Source organism: Kluyvera intermedia (assembly GCF_021440345.1).
GTDB lineage: Bacteria > Pseudomonadota > Gammaproteobacteria > Enterobacterales > Enterobacteriaceae > Kluyvera > Kluyvera intermedia_A.
This window is the reverse complement of sequence record NZ_JAKCNS010000029.1, coordinates 23,312-38,862: the sequence shown is the minus strand read 5'-3', so window position 1 is coordinate 38,862 and position 15,551 is coordinate 23,312. Positions and strand designations below refer to the sequence as shown.

The 15,551-nt window shown below is 55.8% G+C and carries 14 protein-coding genes and 1 pseudogene; 13 read left to right on the top strand and 2 right to left on the bottom strand.

Annotated elements, in window-relative coordinates:
• The first annotated feature begins 314 nt into the window (after positions 1 to 314).
• The 10 genes from livK (at position 315) to ugpQ (ending at position 10,568) form a co-directional block, all read left to right on the top strand.
• Positions 315 to 1,424 carry a high-affinity branched-chain amino acid ABC transporter substrate-binding protein LivK gene (gene livK / locus LZ634_RS09555; protein ID WP_234504380.1) on the top strand — a complete coding sequence of 370 codons (1,110 nt, stop codon included), beginning with the start codon at positions 315 to 317 and terminating at the stop codon, positions 1,422 to 1,424.
• Positions 1,425 to 1,478: 54 nt separating this feature from the next.
• Positions 1,479 to 2,405 carry a high-affinity branched-chain amino acid ABC transporter permease LivH gene (gene livH, locus LZ634_RS09550; RefSeq protein ID WP_234504379.1) on the top strand — a complete coding sequence of 309 codons (927 nt, stop codon included), beginning with the start codon at positions 1,479 to 1,481 and terminating at the stop codon, positions 2,403 to 2,405.
• Positions 2,402 to 3,682: a branched chain amino acid ABC transporter permease LivM gene (gene livM / locus LZ634_RS09545; protein ID WP_234504378.1), complete on the top strand. Its 1,281-nt coding sequence runs from the start codon at positions 2,402 to 2,404 to the stop codon at positions 3,680 to 3,682. The genes livH and livM overlap by 4 nt, the downstream gene beginning before the upstream one ends.
• Entirely contained in the window at positions 3,679 to 4,446 is a 768-nt protein-coding gene (gene livG, locus LZ634_RS09540; protein WP_234504375.1) for a high-affinity branched-chain amino acid ABC transporter ATP-binding protein LivG, read from the top strand. Before livM ends, livG begins: the two co-directional genes overlap by 4 nt.
• A gap of 1 nt (position 4,447) precedes the next feature.
• A complete protein-coding gene (gene livF, locus LZ634_RS09535) occupies positions 4,448 to 5,161 on the top strand; it encodes a high-affinity branched-chain amino acid ABC transporter ATP-binding protein LivF (protein ID WP_234504373.1) in 714 nt (237 codons plus the stop codon).
• A gap of 331 nt (positions 5,162 to 5,492) precedes the next feature.
• Positions 5,493 to 6,809: a sn-glycerol-3-phosphate ABC transporter substrate-binding protein UgpB gene (gene ugpB, locus LZ634_RS09530; RefSeq protein WP_234504370.1), complete on the top strand. Its 1,317-nt coding sequence runs from the start codon at positions 5,493 to 5,495 to the stop codon at positions 6,807 to 6,809.
• A 219-nt stretch (positions 6,810 to 7,028) separates the two neighbouring features.
• Entirely contained in the window at positions 7,029 to 7,916 is an 888-nt protein-coding gene (gene ugpA, locus LZ634_RS09525) for a sn-glycerol-3-phosphate ABC transporter permease UgpA (RefSeq protein WP_234504367.1), read from the top strand.
• Positions 7,913 to 8,758 (top strand): sn-glycerol-3-phosphate ABC transporter permease UgpE, encoded by an 846-nt coding sequence (gene ugpE / locus LZ634_RS09520; RefSeq protein WP_234504364.1) that lies wholly within the window; start codon positions 7,913 to 7,915, stop codon positions 8,756 to 8,758. Before ugpA ends, ugpE begins: the two co-directional genes overlap by 4 nt.
• Before the next feature lie 2 nt (positions 8,759 to 8,760).
• Entirely contained in the window at positions 8,761 to 9,831 is a 1,071-nt protein-coding gene (locus tag LZ634_RS09515; protein WP_234504361.1) for a sn-glycerol-3-phosphate import ATP-binding protein UgpC, read from the top strand.
• The gene (gene ugpQ, locus LZ634_RS09510; RefSeq protein ID WP_234504358.1) at positions 9,828 to 10,568 is read left to right on the top strand and encodes a glycerophosphodiester phosphodiesterase; all 741 of its coding nucleotides are present in this window, start codon (positions 9,828 to 9,830) and stop codon (positions 10,566 to 10,568) included. Before LZ634_RS09515 ends, ugpQ begins: the two co-directional genes overlap by 4 nt.
• Positions 10,569 to 10,576: 8 nt before the next feature.
• On the opposite strand, the pseudogene LZ634_RS09505 reads toward ugpQ, so the two are convergent.
• Positions 10,577 to 10,888, bottom strand: a pseudogene (locus LZ634_RS09505) (DUF2756 family protein); the annotation flags it as partial.
• Positions 10,889 to 11,010: 122 nt separating this feature from the next.
• Between LZ634_RS09505 and ggt the strand changes: the two are divergent.
• Positions 11,011 to 12,750 (top strand): gamma-glutamyltransferase, encoded by a 1,740-nt coding sequence (gene ggt, locus LZ634_RS09500; RefSeq protein WP_234504469.1) that lies wholly within the window; start codon positions 11,011 to 11,013, stop codon positions 12,748 to 12,750.
• 118 nt (positions 12,751 to 12,868) lie between these two features.
• On the opposite strand, the gene yhhY is transcribed toward ggt, so the two are convergent.
• Positions 12,869 to 13,360, bottom strand: coding sequence for an N-acetyltransferase (gene yhhY, locus LZ634_RS09495; RefSeq protein ID WP_234504355.1), 492 nt, complete (start codon positions 13,358 to 13,360; stop codon positions 12,869 to 12,871).
• A gap of 266 nt (positions 13,361 to 13,626) precedes the next feature.
• Between yhhY and LZ634_RS09490 the strand changes: the two genes are divergently transcribed.
• Together LZ634_RS09490 and LZ634_RS09485 are read left to right on the top strand one after the other, a co-directional pair.
• The gene (locus LZ634_RS09490; RefSeq protein ID WP_234504352.1) at positions 13,627 to 14,664 is read left to right on the top strand and encodes an oxidoreductase; all 1,038 of its coding nucleotides are present in this window, start codon (positions 13,627 to 13,629) and stop codon (positions 14,662 to 14,664) included.
• Positions 14,665 to 14,785: 121 nt separating this feature from the next.
• Positions 14,786 to 15,481 carry a pirin family protein gene (locus tag LZ634_RS09485; protein WP_234504349.1) on the top strand — a complete coding sequence of 232 codons (696 nt, stop codon included), beginning with the start codon at positions 14,786 to 14,788 and terminating at the stop codon, positions 15,479 to 15,481.
• Positions 15,482 to 15,551: the final 70 nt, after the last annotated feature.

The following is a 15,551-nucleotide window of genomic DNA, read 5'->3' as shown; positions in this document are numbered from 1 at the left end:
ATAGATAGAAAAATAACCAGAATTTTAACCTGAAAACCAGCGTTTTATTCGGCCATATGTGTCGTTATTTTATGCTGAAATCTGACTTATTTTTGTTTATCTATGACAAAAATCAGAATATTATCTTTTCTTAATAGACTGAAAAATAGAGAATTTAGTCTGTATTTGGTTAAAAAGCTGCGCTAACCCATTAAAGATAATGGTAAAAGTAGCGTTGTATAATAAAAGTACAGAATGCTTTTTAACCGCACAATTACAAAATATATACACGCCACGACGTGTAAACACGACATCACGAATGGGGATCCCGAAGCATGAAAAGGAATACAAAAACAGTAATCGCAGGGATGGTCGCACTGGCTATGTCACACACGGCGCTGGCGGCTGATATTAAAGTCGCGGTGGTAGGGGCGATGTCCGGCCCGGTCGCGCAGTGGGGCGACATGGAGTTCAACGGTGCGCGCCAGGCGATCAAAGACATCAACGCCAAAGGCGGCATCAAGGGCGACAAACTGGTGGGTGTGGAGTACGACGACGCCTGCGATCCAAAACAAGCGGTGGCGGTTGCCAACAAGATCGTCAATGACGGTATTAAATACGTGATTGGCCACCTGTGCTCTTCTTCCACGCAGCCTGCTTCTGATATCTATGAAGACGAAGGCATTCTGATGATCTCTCCGGGTGCGACTAACCCAGAGCTGACCCAGCGTGGCTATCAATACATCATGCGTACCGCGGGCCTCGACTCCTCCCAGGGGCCAACGGCGGCCAAATACATCCTGGAAAAAGTCAAGCCGCAGCGTATCGCCATCATTCATGACAAGCAGCAATACGGTGAAGGTCTGGCGCGTTCCGTCCAACAAAGCCTGAAAGCGGCGAAGGCCAACGTAGTCTTCTTTGACGGGATCACCGCCGGTGAAAAAGACTTCTCCGCGCTGCTCGCCCGTCTGCAAAAAGAGAACATCGACTTCGTTTACTACGGCGGCTACTACCCGGAAATGGGCCAGATGCTGCGCCAGGCGCGCTCGGTGGGCCTGAAAACTCAGTTCATGGGGCCGGAAGGCGTCGGTAACGCTTCGCTGTCGAACATTGCCGGTGATGCGGGTGAAGGGATGTTGGTGACCATGCCAAAACGCTATGACCAGGATCCGGCAAACAGCGCTATCGTCGATGCTCTGAAAGCGCAGAAGAAAGATCCGAGCGGTCCGTACGTGTGGATCACCTATGCCGCCGTGCAGTCTCTGGCAACCGCCATGGAACGTACCGGCAGCGACGATCCGCTGGCGCTGATTAAAGATTTAAAAGCTAACGGGGCAAAAACCGTGATTGGGCCGCTTTCCTGGGATGAAAAAGGCGATTTGAAAGGATTCGAGTTTGGCGTCTTCCAGTGGCATGCCGACGGCTCGTCCACGATCGCGAAGTAACCTTCATTCCCCCCTGGCGGGCGTAGATCCGCAGGGGTAGCAAAAGGCTAATGTATGTCAGAGCAGGTTCTCTACTTTGTGCAGCAGATGTTTAACGGCGTTACGCTGGGAAGCACCTATGCACTGATCGCCATCGGTTACACCATGGTGTACGGAATTATCGGCATGATTAACTTCGCCCACGGCGAGGTCTACATGATCGGTAGTTATGTCTCCTTTATGATCATCGCCGCGCTGATGATGATGGGCATCGACACCAGCTGGCTGCTGGTGGCGGCTGGCTTCATCGGGGCGATTGTGATTGCCAGCGCCTACGGCTGGAGCATCGAACGGGTGGCCTATCGCCCGGTACGTAACTCCAAGCGCCTGATTGCGCTGATCTCCGCTATCGGGATGTCTATTTTCCTGCAGAACTACGTCAGCCTGACCGAAGGCTCACGCGATATCGCGCTGCCAAGCCTGTTCAACGGCCAGTGGATTGTCGGCAGCAGCGATAACTTCTCCGCTTCTATTACCACCATGCAGCTGGTTATCTGGATTGTGACCTTTGCTGCGATGCTGGCGCTGACGCTGTTTATCCGTTACTCACGGATGGGCCGCGCCTGCCGCGCCTGCGCGGAAGACCTGAAAATGGCCAGCCTGCTCGGCATTAATACCGACCGCGTAATTGCCCTGACGTTCGTTATCGGCGCGGCAATGGCGGCGGTAGCGGGCGTGCTGCTGGGTCAGTTCTACGGCGTAATCAACCCGTACATCGGCTTTATGGCCGGGATGAAAGCCTTTACCGCCGCAGTGCTTGGCGGCATTGGCAGCATTCCTGGTGCGATGATTGGCGGGCTGATTCTCGGTATCGCGGAAGCGCTGTCGTCGGCGTATTTGAGTACTGAATACAAAGACGTGGTGTCGTTCGCGCTGCTGATCGTGGTGCTGCTGGTGATGCCGACCGGCATCCTGGGCCGCCCGGAGGTAGAGAAAGTATGAAACCGATGCAATTTGCGATGGCGCTGCTGTCGGCGGCGATGTTTTTTGTTCTGGCAGGCGTCTTTATGGGCGTGCAGCTGCAGCTTGACGGCACCAAACTGGTGGTCGGCAGCGCGGCGGACATTCGCTGGCAGTGGATCTTTATCGGTACCGCCGTGGTGTTCTTCTTCCAGATGCTGCGTCCGCTGTTCCAGAAAGGGCTGAAAAGCGTCTCCGGGCCGAAGTTTATTCTGCCGGCGATTGACGGTTCGACCGTCAAACAAAAGCTGTTCCTGATTGCGCTGCTGGTGATTGCCGTGGCGTGGCCGTTTATGGTGTCGCGCGGCACGGTGGATATCGCCACCCTGACCATGATTTACATCATTCTTGGTTTGGGGCTGAACGTGGTGGTAGGGCTGTCGGGCCTACTGGTGCTCGGCTACGGTGGCTTCTACGCGATTGGTGCTTACACCTTTGCGCTGTTGAACCACTATTACGGCCTGGGCTTCTGGACCTGCCTGCCGTTGGCCGGTCTGGTGTCGGCGGCTGCAGGTTTCCTGCTGGGCTTCCCGGTACTGCGCCTGCGCGGTGACTATCTGGCGATTGTGACCTTAGGCTTTGGCGAGATTGTTCGTATTCTGCTGCTGAACAACACTGAAGTCACCGGCGGCCCGAACGGTATCAGCCAGATCCCGAAACCGACCTTCTTCGGCCTCGAGTTTAGCCGTAGCGCCCGTGAAGGCGGCTGGGATACCTTCAGCAACTTCTTTGGCGTCAAGTATGACCCTTCCGATCGCGTCATTTTCCTCTACCTGGTGGCGCTGCTGCTGGTAGTGCTGAGCCTGTTCGTGATTAACCGCCTGCTGCGTATGCCGCTGGGCCGCGCATGGGAAGCGCTGCGTGAAGATGAAATCGCCTGCCGCTCGCTGGGGTTAAGCCCAACGCGTATCAAGCTGACCGCCTTCACCATCAGCGCCGCGTTCGCGGGCTTCGCCGGTACGCTGTTTGCTGCGCGCCAGGGCTTCGTCAGCCCGGAATCGTTCACCTTTGCCGAGTCGGCCTTCGTACTGGCGATTGTGGTACTGGGTGGCATGGGCTCACAGTTCGCGGTGATCCTTGCGGCGATTCTGCTGGTGGTGTCGCGTGAACTGATGCGTGACTTCAACGAATACAGCATGTTGATGCTCGGTGGCCTGATGGTACTGATGATGATCTGGCGTCCACAGGGACTTCTGCCGATGACCCGTCCACAGTTGAAAATGAAAAACGGGACAGCGAAAGAAGGAGAGCAGGCATGAGTCAGCCATTATTATCGGTTAACGGTCTGATGATGCGTTTTGGCGGCCTGCTGGCGGTCAACAACGTCAATCTGGAGCTGCGACCTCAGGAAATCGTCTCGCTGATTGGCCCCAACGGGGCCGGTAAAACCACGGTCTTTAACTGCCTGACCGGCTTCTACAAGCCTACCGGCGGCACTATCATGCTGCGCGACCAGCATCTGGAAGGGCTGCCGGGGCAACAGATTGCCCGCATGGGCGTAGTGCGTACTTTCCAGCACGTGCGTCTGTTCCGCGAAATGACGGTGATTGAAAACCTGTTGGTGGCACAGCATCAGCAGCTGAAAACCGGCGTCTTCTCGGGCCTTTTGAAAACGCCATCGTTCCGCCGCGCGCAGAGCGAAGCGCTGGATCGCGCCGCCACCTGGCTTGAGCGTATTGGTCTGCTGGAGCACGCAAACCGTCAGGCCAGCAACCTGGCCTACGGCGATCAGCGTCGCCTGGAGATCGCCCGCTGCATGGTGACGCAGCCGGAAATTCTGATGCTCGATGAACCCGCTGCTGGCCTCAACCCGAAAGAGACCAAAGAGCTCGACGAGCTGATTGCCGAACTGCGTAATCATCACAACACCACCATCCTGCTGATTGAGCACGATATGAAACTGGTGATGGGCATTTCTGACCGCATCTACGTGGTGAATCAGGGCACGCCGCTGGCCAACGGGACACCGGAAAAGATCCGCAACAACCCGGACGTGATCCGCGCTTATCTGGGTGAGGCATAAAATGGATAAAGTGATGTTATCGTTTGATAGAGTCAGCGCCCACTACGGGAAGATTCAGGCGCTGCACGAGGTCAGTCTGCATATTAATCAGGGCGAAATCGTGACGCTTATCGGGGCTAACGGCGCGGGGAAAACCACGCTGCTCGGCACGCTGTGCGGCGACCCGCGAGCCACCAGTGGACGGATTGTCTTTGATGATAAAGATATTACCGACTGGCAGACGGCGAAAATCATGCGCGAAGCGGTGGCGATTGTTCCGGAAGGGCGTCGTGTATTCTCGCGGATGACCGTGGAAGAGAACCTGGCGATGGGCGGCTTCTTTGTTGAACGTGACCAGTTCCAGGAACGCATCAAGTGGGTCTATGACCTGTTCCCACGCCTGCACGAACGCCGTATTCAGCGTGCGGGCACCATGTCCGGCGGTGAACAGCAAATGTTAGCCATTGGCCGTGCGTTGATGAGCCAGCCGCGTCTGCTGCTGCTGGATGAGCCGTCCCTGGGACTGGCGCCGATCATCATCCAGCAGATCTTCGACACCATTGAGCAGCTGCGCGAGCAGGGCATGACCATCTTCCTCGTCGAGCAAAACGCCAACCAGGCGCTGAAGCTCGCCGACCGCGGTTACGTGCTCGAAAACGGTCACGTGGTGTTGGAAGATACCGGCCATGCGCTGCTGGCCAACGAGGCGGTGCGCAGCGCCTATCTCGGCGGCTAAGTACTGCTGTTAGCGGCATAAATCCCTTGCCCAGCCTACACTTTTCGTCGGCCGGGCAAGGCGTATTATCTTCCTGTTGGTTCTGTCCTTTCTCCGCGAATGTCGGGCAGCGCGCCCGCGTTCCGCTTTCGTAACTGTTTATTTCCTATACGTGTCTCAGCTCCCACTTTGCCTTCTTCGAAGCGTCACCGCCTTGCCATCCCTTTGTCGCCTTACTATCTTTTTTTTGTAATAAAAAAGTTATTTTTCTGTCATTCGAGCATGTCATGTTACCCCCGCGAACATAAAACGCGTGATATCGCGCATCCCGGCACAAAAAGAGAGATAACCGATGATATCGTTACGACATACAGCTTTAGGGTTGGCAATGAGCCTGGCCTTTGCCAGCCAGGCAATGGCAGTCACCACCATTCCATTCTGGCATTCAATGGAAGGTGAACTGGGGAAAGAGGTCGACTCTCTGGCGCAGCGCTTCAACGCCGCCAACCCGGATTATAAAATTCAGCCGATCTACAAAGGTAACTACGAGCAGAGCCTGAGCGCAGGTATCGCCGCGTTCCGTACCGGCAACGCTCCAGCGATTTTGCAGGTGTATGAAGTCGGTACCGCCACCATGATGGCCTCGAAGGCGATTAAACCGGTCTATCAAGTGTTCAGCGATGCCGGTATTAAGTTCGATGAATCTCAGTTTGTGCCAACGGTTTCCGGTTACTACACCGATTCCAAAACCGGCCATCTGCTCTCCCAACCGTTTAACAGCTCCACGCCGGTGCTGTACTACAACAAAGACGCCTTCAAAAAGGCGGGCCTCGACCCAGAGCAGCCGCCAAAAACCTGGCAGGATCTGGCTGACTACACTGCGAAGCTGAAAGCGGCGGGGATGAAGTGCGGCTACGCCAGCGGCTGGCAGGGTTGGATCCAGATTGAAAACTTTAGCGCCTGGCATGGCCTGCCGGTAGCGACCAAAAACAACGGCTTCGACGGTACCGATGCGGTGCTGGAGTTCAATAAGCCAGAGCAGGTAAAACACATCGCTCTGCTGGAAGCGTTGAACAAGAAGGGCGACTTCAGCTACTTCGGGCGTAAAGACGAATCCACCGAGAAGTTCTACAACGGCGACTGCGCCATCACCACCGCGTCATCCGGCTCGCTGGCTGACATTCGCCAGTACGCTAAATTCAACTACGGCGTAGGCATGATGCCTTACGACGCTGACGTGAAGGGCGCGCCGCAGAACGCCATTATCGGCGGGGCAAGCCTGTGGGTGATGCAGGGGAAAGACAAAGAAACCTACACCGGCGTAGCTAAATTCCTCGAGTTCCTGGCGAAACCGGAAAATGCCGCCGAATGGCACCAGAAAACCGGCTATCTGCCGATTACGACCGCCGCGTATGACCTGACCCGTCAGCAGGGCTTCTACGATAAAAACCCTGGGGCGGATATCGCTACTCGTCAGATGCTGAACAAACCACCGTTGCCGTTCACCAAAGGGCTGCGTCTGGGCAACATGCCGCAGATCCGCACCATCGTTGATGAAGAGCTGGAAAGCGTATGGACCGGGAAGAAAACGCCTCAGCAGGCGCTCGATTCTGCGGTTGAGCGCGGTAATCAGCTGCTGCGTCGCTTTGAGCAGTCAACCAAGTCTTAATTTTTAGCCTGACCCCTCACCCTAACCCTCTCCCCATAGGGGAGAGGGGACCGTTCGGAGCGATCTGGTAAGAAGCGCTCGGTGCCGCCTTTCCTCTCTATCCATAGAGGTGAAGGGACTGTTCGGAGCCGTCTGGTCACTATCGCTCGGTTCGGCCTTTCTCCCTCGCCCCTTTGGGGAGAGGGCCGGGGTGAGGGGAAACCAACTCAGAGTTTAACTATGTCATCATCCCGTCCGGTGTTTAAATCCCGCTGGCTGCCTTACGCATTGGTCGCCCCGCAGTTGATTATCACCGTTATCTTCTTTATCTGGCCCGCGGGTGAAGCGCTGTGGTACTCGTTACAGAGCGTCGATCCGTTCGGCCTCTCCAGCCAGTTTGTCGGCCTGGATAACTTCGTGACGCTATTCCACGATGGCTATTACCTTGACTCGTTCTGGACGACGATTAAGTTCAGCGCGATGGTCACGGTGAGCGGCCTGCTGGTGTCGCTGTTCTTTGCGGCGCTGGTCGATTACGTGGTGCGCGGCAGCCGCCTGTATCAAACGCTGATGCTGCTGCCTTATGCCGTCGCACCTGCCGTCGCGGCCGTGCTGTGGATATTCCTCTTTAACCCCGGGCGCGGGCTTATCACCCATTTCCTCGGTGAGTTCGGCTATGACTGGAACCACGCGCAGAACAGCGGCCAGGCGATGTTCCTGGTGGTGTTTGCGTCGGTCTGGAAGCAAATCAGCTACAACTTCCTGTTCTTCTTTGCCGCCCTGCAGTCGATTCCTCGCTCGCTGGTTGAAGCCGCCGCGATTGATGGCGCAGGCCCGATTCGCCGCTTCTTCAAGCTGGCGCTGCCGCTGATTGCGCCGGTGAGCTTCTTCCTGCTGGTGGTCAATCTGGTGTACGCCTTCTTCGACACCTTCCCGGTGATTGATGCCGCCACCGCCGGTGGGCCGGTGCAGGCGACCACCACGCTTATCTACAAGATTTACCGCGAAGGCTTTGCCGGGCTCGACCTCTCGGCCTCTGCCGCCCAATCGGTGGTGCTGATGTTCCTCGTCATCATCCTGACCGTGGTGCAGTTCCGCTACGTGGAAAGAAAGGTGCGCTACCAATGATTGAGAACCGTCGCGGGCTGACGATATTCAGCCACACCATGCTGATCCTCGGGATTATCGTGATTCTGTTTCCGCTGTACGTCGCGTTTACGGCGGCGACGCTGGATAACAACGCGGTGTTTGAAACGCCGATGACGCTTGTCCCCAGCACGCATCTGCTGGAGAACATGAAGGCGATTTGGGTGAATGGCGTTGGCGCCAACAGCGCGCCGTTCTGGCTGATGATGCTCAACAGTTTCATCATGGCCTTTGCCATCACGGTCGGCAAAATTGCGGTTTCCATGCTTTCGGCTTTTGCCATCGTCTGGTTCCGCTTTCCGCTGCGTAACCTGTTCTTCTGGATGATTTTTATCACCCTGATGCTGCCGGTTGAAGTGCGTATTTTCCCGACGGTGGAAGTGATCGCCAACCTGAAAATGCTCGACAGCTACGCCGGGCTGACGCTGCCGCTGATGGCTTCCGCCACGGCAACGTTCCTGTTCCGCCAGTTCTTTATGACGCTGCCGGATGAGCTTATCGAAGCGGCGCGTATTGATGGTGCTTCGCCGATGCGCTTCTTCCGCGACATTGTGCTGCCGCTGTCGAGAACCAATCTGGCCGCGCTGTTCGTTATCACCTTTATCTATGGCTGGAACCAGTATCTGTGGCCGCTGCTGATTATCACCGACGTGAATCTCGGCACCGCCGTGGCGGGCATCAAAGGGATGATCGCCACCGGTGAAGGCACCACGCAATGGAATCAGGTTATGGCAGCGATGTTGCTGACGCTTATCCCTCCGGTTGTCATCGTTTTAGCCATGCAGCGCGCTTTCGTGCGTGGCCTGGTCGATAGTGAGAAATAAAAATGGCAGGTTTAAAACTACAGGCAGTAACCAAAAGCTGGGATGGCAAAACCCAGGTGATTCAACCGCTGACGCTGGACGTGGCGGACGGGGAATTTATTGTGATGGTCGGCCCATCTGGCTGCGGCAAATCGACGCTGCTGCGTATGGTGGCCGGGCTTGAGCGAGTGACCAGCGGTGATATCTGGATTGACCGCAAGCGTGTGACCGAAATGGAACCGAAGGATCGCGGCATCGCGATGGTGTTTCAGAACTACGCGCTCTATCCGCACATGAGCGTAGAAGAGAATATGGCCTGGGGCCTGAAGATTCGCGGTATGGGTAAAGCGCATATTGCGGAAAAGGTGCAGGAGGCGGCGCGCATTCTGGAGCTGGATGGCCTGCTTAAACGTCGCCCGCGCGAACTCTCCGGCGGCCAGCGCCAGCGTGTGGCGATGGGGCGCGCTATCGTGCGTGACCCGGCGGTATTCCTGTTCGATGAACCGCTATCTAACCTCGATGCCAAGCTGCGCGTGCAGATGCGTCTTGAGCTACAGCATCTTCATCGTCGCCTGAAAACCACTTCGCTGTACGTCACCCATGACCAGGTCGAAGCGATGACGCTGGCCCAGCGGGTGATGGTCATGAATAAAGGCATCGCCGAGCAGATTGGGACGCCGGTAGAAGTGTACGAAAAGCCGGCCAGCCGCTTTGTGGCAAGCTTTATCGGCAGCCCGGCGATGAACCTGCTGGATGGGCAGATGGATGAGAGCGGAACCCGTTTCGTGCTGGCAAACGGAATGCAGCTGCCGCTGCCCGGCACGCGCCGTGAATTTGCCGGACGCCGTATGACGCTGGGTATCCGCCCGGAACATATTGCGCTAAGCTCGCAGGCGGAAAACGGCGTGCCGATGGTGGTCGATACGCTGGAAATTTTAGGTGCAGATAACCTGGCACACGGGCGCTTTGGCGAACAGAAGATGGTGGTTCGTCTGCCGCATCAGCTGCGCCCGCATGCAGGTACCACGCTGTGGCTGCATCTGCCGGACGAACATCTGCACCTCTTTGAAGGTGAAACAGGATTACGCGTATGAGCAACTGGCCTTATCCCCACATCGTCGCCCATCGTGGCGGCGGTAAGCTGGCACCGGAAAACACCCTCGCGGCGATTGATGTTGGCGCGCACTACGGTCATACCATGATCGAGTTTGACGCGAAGTTATCGAAAGACGGTGAGATTTTCCTGCTGCACGATGACAACCTCGAACGCACCAGCAACGGCTGGGGCGTGGCGGGTGAGCTGAGCTGGCAGGATCTGCTGCGGGTGGATGCGGGCAGCTGGTTTAGCAGCAGTTTTAAAGGCGAACCGCTACCGCTGCTTTCTCAGGTGGCGGAGCGCTGCCGCCAGCACGGCATGATGGCGAATATCGAAATCAAACCAACCACCGGCACCGGGCCGCTGACTGGCAAGGTTGTGGCGCTGGCCGCGCGTGAACTGTGGGCGGACATGACGCCACCGCTGCTGTCGTCGTTTGAAATCGACGCGCTGGAAGCGGCGCAGCAGGCTGCTCCTGAGCTGCCGCGCGGTCTGTTGCTCGATGAGTGGCGTGACGACTGGCGCGAGCTGACGACGCGTTTAGAATGCGTCTCCATCCACCTCAATCACCGCTTACTGGATGAAGCGCGGGTGGATGCGCTGCATGAAGCCGGCCTGAAGATTCTGGTCTATACGGTGAATAATCCCCAGCGCGCCGCGGAGCTTCTGCGCTGGGGCGTGAACAGCATCTGTACCGATGCGATTGACGTGATTGGCCCGAACTTCCAGCCTTAATACTGTTTCAGCATGTCGCCGTTTCTTTTCGGAACGGCCTGCTGGCTCGGCGCATTCAGCATACCTGGTTGCGTTTGCTGAATACGTTGCTGATTGGTATTGAGCTGATTTTGCAGATGCTGATCCTGTTGCTGTGTCTGCAACTTAAGCTGTTGATTCAGCATTCCCTTATTCTGCTGCTGCTGGTTCAGCATCCGCGATTGCATCCGCTGCTGGCTGGGGATTTCATAGCCCGGTTGGTTCGGGTTATTGTCGATATTTAATGGCGCGGCAAGCGCCGTGAACGGCAAGAGTGCCGCCAGAATCAGTAGTCGTTTCATCGTCTTTCCTCCTTTGAGGGATCCTCTAAGTTTACTCCTTTCCCACCAAAACGAGGATTATTTCAGCATTATGAACCAGGCTTAATCCGGGACGTCCCCGTACACTCTGGAGAACTATGCTAATGATAAAGCCGTCATTTTTATGTCGGGTAGCGCTTGCTGCTCTGCTGGCAGGGAGCTGTTACAGCGCCGTCGCCGCACCACCGCCGCCGGTTTCCTATGGCGTTGAAGAAGATGTTTTCCATCCTGTTCGTGCGCAGCAAGGCATGGTGGCCTCGGTCGATGCGATGGCCACTAACGTGGGTGTCGAAATACTCAAGCAAGGCGGGAATGCTGTAGATGCCGCGGTTGCCGTAGGCTATGCGCTGGCGGTGACCCATCCGCAGGCGGGGAATCTGGGCGGCGGCGGTTTTATGATGCTGCGCACCAAGGATGGAAAAACCACGGCGATAGACTTCCGTGAAATGGCGCCGGAGCAGGCATCGCGCGATATGTTCCTCGACTCGCAGGGCAACCCGGACAGTAAAAAATCCCTCACTTCGCATCTGGCCTCCGGTACGCCGGGCACCGTGGCGGGCTTTTCGCTGGCGCTGGAGAAGTACGGCACGATGCCGTTGAATAAAGTGGTTCAGCCCGCCATCAAGCTGGCGCAGGACGGCTTTATCGTGAACAGCGCGCTGGCCGACGATCTCAAAACCTACGGCAGCGAAGTGTTGCCGAATCATGCCAGCAGTAAAGCGATTTTCTGGAAAGATGGTGAGCCGCTGAAGAAGGGCGACAAGCTGGTGCAGACCAATCTGGCAAAAAGCCTGACGCTCATCGCTGAACATGGCCCGGATGCCTTCTATAAAGGCGCTATCGCCGATCAGATTGCCGAAGAGATGCACAACAACGGCGGCCTGATGAGCAAAGCCGATCTCGCCAACTATAAGGCGGTAGAGCGTGCGCCGATTAGCGGCGAATATCGTGGCTACGAAGTCTTCTCTATGCCGCCGCCGTCTTCCGGTGGGATCCATATCGTCCAAATTCTCAATATCCTCGAAAACTTCGACCTGCATAAATACGGCTTCGGCAGCGCCGATGCGATGCAGCTGATGGCGGAAGCGGAAAAACACGCTTATGCCGACCGCTCGGAGTACCTCGGTGACCCGGACTTTGTGAAGGTGCCGTGGCAGGCGCTGACCAGCAAAGCCTACGCCAAAGCGATAGCCGGGGAGATTGACCTCAACAAAGCTAAACCGTCGAGCGAGATTAAACCGGGCAAGCTGGCACCGTACGAGAGCAATCAAACCACCCATTTCTCGGTGGTGGATAAAGACGGGAACGCGGTGGCGGTGACCTATACGCTGAACACCACTTTCGGCACTGGTATTGTGGCGGGGAACACCGGCATTCTGATGAACAACGAGATGGATGACTTCTCTGCAAAACCAGGCGTACCAAACGTCTATGGGCTGGTGGGCGGAGACGCGAACGCGGTGGGGCCGAAGAAACGCCCGCTGTCGTCAATGTCGCCGACGATTGTGGTGAAAGATGGCAAAACCTGGTTAGTCACCGGTAGCCCCGGCGGTAGCCGGATTATCACTACGGTACTGCAAATGGTGGTGAATACCGTTGATTTCGGGATGAATGTGGCGGAAGCAACCAATGCGCCGCGTTTCCACCATCAATGGCTACCGGATGAGCTGCGGGTGGAGAAGGGCTTTAGCCCGGATACGCTGAAGCTGCTGGAAGGAAAAGGGCAGAAAGTGGCGGTGAAAGAGGCGATGGGCAGCACCCAGAGCATTATGGTGGGGCCTGATGGCACGCTGTACGGAGCGTCCGACCCGCGCTCACCGGATGATTTGACTGCGGGGTACTAGTTTTCCCTCAGCCCTTTCCCCTTAGCTTCAGGTGAGTCTCTGAAAATCCGAAGATGGATGCAGGATTAGAGCACTAAACGGTCCCCTCTCCTTTTTAGGGAGAGGGTTAGGGTGAGGGTTACCCCTTCAACCGAGCCATAAAGTAGGCATCCACATACTCGCCGTTGCGCAGGGCATACTTGCGCCCGGTACCTTCAATCTCAAAGCCATGTTTCTGATAAACAGCCACCGCCGGCGCGTTATCCACAAACACCGTCAATTCAATGCGATCGACGCGCAGCCAGTTGTCGCACATCTCTATCATGGTGCGAACCAGCGCGCTGGCAACACCGCGATTATGCCAGCGCGAATCCACGCAGATGCCAAAATCGGCAACGTGGCTACGGCGCGGACGCTGAGCAACATCAATCGTCAGATGCCCGACGACCTGCTCATCAATGCAGGCGACTAACTGTTTAATGCCGGGCCGGTCGGCTAGCCGTTCGTGCCACATATGGCTGGAAGGATGAGGGACCTGTAGCGTGTTGTGATACACCTCCGGCTGGGCGTGGATTTGACGGATTGCGTCGTAATCGTTGGCTTTGGCATGGCGAATCACTATGTCACTCATTCTTCATTTCCTTTTGGGGTTAAAAGTCCCTTTTAACATCATTGATTTTTAAATGTGCGTCAATTAGCTTTTTTTGCAAAAAACGGTAGACAAGTGCGAATGAGAATGATTATTATTGTCCTGCATTCAGGGCGTCCTTGCGGAGCTTCTGAAAGCACGACATTGCTCACATTGCTTCCAGTATTACTTTAGCCAGCTTAATGCTGGCTTTTTTTTGCCTGTAGTTACGTTATGGTATTCAGCAATTATTTCAAAAGGACTGAATCATGACCCTACACTGCGCCTTCATTGGCTTTGGCAAAAGCGCCACCCGCTACCATCTCCCGTACGTTTTACACCGTAAAGCCGACTGGCACGTTGCCCATATTTTTCGCCGCAGCCCGAAGCCGGACGAACAGCAGCCGCAGTACGCGCATATCCACTTTACCAGCGAGCTAAACGACATCCTGCACGATCCTCAGGTCAAGCTGGTGGTGGTTTGTACCCATGCGGACAGCCATTTTGAATATGCGAAGAAAGCGCTGGAAGCGGGCAAAAACGTGCTGGTGGAAAAGCCGTTTACCCCCACGGTTGCGGAAGCAAGAGAGCTGTTCGCATTGGCGAAAAGCAAAGGCTTGACCGTATCGCCGTATCAGAATCGCCGCTTTGATGCCTGTTTCCTGACGGCGAAAAAAGCCATCGAGAGCGGTAAGCTGGGCGATATCGTGGAAGTGGAAAGCCACTTCGACTACTTCCGCCCGGACGCGCCTACTCAGCCGGGACGCCCGCAGGACGGCGCGTTTTATGGTCTCGGCGTTCATACCATGGACCAAATCATTTCGTTGTTTGGTCGTCCGGATCATGCAGCATATGACATCCGTAGCCTGCGCAACCCGGCCAATCCTGACGATATCTTCGAAGCACAGCTTTTCTACGGCAACCTGAAAGCGATTGTGAAAACCAGCCACCTGGTGAAAATCGACTATCCGAAGTTTATCGTTCACGGCACCAAAGGGTCGTTTGTCAAATACGGCATCGACCAGCAAGAGACCAGCCTGAAGGCGGGAATTATGCCGGGTGATGCGGGCTTCGCGGCGGACGACACTCTGGCGCGGCTGGAGTACGTCAACGAGGCGGGCGAAACGGTAAAAGAAGAGTGGCGAGCCGAACAGGGCGACTATGGCCGCGTGTATGACGCTCTGTATCAAACGCTGCTCAACGGAACGCCGAATTTCGTCAAGGAAATTGAGGCTCTCACCAATATGGAACTGCTGGAAAGGGCCTTCGAACAGCCATCTCCTGCCACGATAACCCTCGCCAAATAAGCAATATTGGCTCCTCTGCTCTTGTTCATATTTTTTGAATAGAGGAGTCAATTTTCACCCACTATCATCCCAGGCTGTTTACGTCCAAACTTGTTTCATCGAAAACATGAGGGGGTAAAAAATGATTTTCTTACGCAAAGCAAACGAACGTGGTCACGCAAATCATGGTTGGCTGGACTCCTGGCATACCTTCTCTTTTGCTGATTATTACGATCCGAATTTTATGGGCTTCTCCGCGCTGCGCGTCATTAACGATGACGTGATTGATGCCGGTCAGGGGTTCGGTACCCATCCGCACAAAGACATGGAAATCCTGACCTACGTTCTGGAAGGCGCCGTTGAGCACCAGGACAGCATGGGTAATAAAGAACAGGTTCCGGCGGGTGAGTTCCAGATTATGAGTGCGGGTACCGGGATTCGTCACTCCGAGTACAATCCGAGCGCCACCGACAAGCTGCACCTGTACCAGATCTGGATCATTCCAGAAAAAACCGGTATCACGCCGCGCTACGAACAGCGCCGCTTCGACGCCGAACAGGGCAAACAGCTGGTGCTGTCGCCGGATGCGCGTGAAGGTTCGCTGAAAGTGTATCAGGACATGGAGCTGTACCGCTGGGCGCTGACGAAAGACGAACAGTCGATTCATCAGATTGCCGCTGACCGCCGCGTGTGGATTCAGGTGGTAAAAGGTAACGTGAGTATCAACGGCACCAAAGCTACCACCAGCGATGGCCTGGCCATTTGGGATGAGCAGGCGATTTCAATCCATGCGGATAGCGACAGCGAAATTTTACTCTTCGATCTGCCGCCAGTTTGATCAGGCTTAAATAAATAACGTAACCTCCCCAATCTTGCGGGGAGGTTGCGCCATCTCCGTGGTAAACTTC